General features: G+C 61.4%; 1 protein-coding gene. It reads right to left on the bottom strand.

Annotated features, from left to right (window positions below):
- The coding region (locus LZD48_RS19365; RefSeq protein WP_235764146.1) for a hypothetical protein at positions 1-285 on the bottom strand (285 nt) is incomplete at both ends.

Genomic DNA, 285 nt, shown 5'->3' with positions numbered 1-285 from the left:
GGAGGACCCGCCACAGTAAGCAGTGCAGGGACATATCCGCAATGTTCTGGCTCATGGAGGACTGTGGAGGACTGATGCTCACCGTCTGGTTGTCCCTTGCCCGCCGGATGTACACCCGGTACCGCCTCGCATGCTTCTGGATGTCGTCGTACTTCACAGTGCGGTTCCCTGCCCTGAGCAGCAGCTGCAGCTGCACATGGATGCTGTTGTCCGTCACGGCCAGGCTGTGGCCAGACAGGCGCAGGCTGGCTGCAGAGAGAGGAGTTTCAGGAGCATGGTGGAGGG

The organism is Oceanobacillus alkalisoli, from assembly GCF_021556485.1.
In the GTDB taxonomy this organism is placed as follows: domain Bacteria; phylum Bacillota; class Bacilli; order Bacillales; family Amphibacillaceae; genus Oceanobacillus; species Oceanobacillus alkalisoli.
Note: the sequence above shows the minus strand (reverse complement) of the source record. Positions and strands in the feature narration are given on the sequence as shown.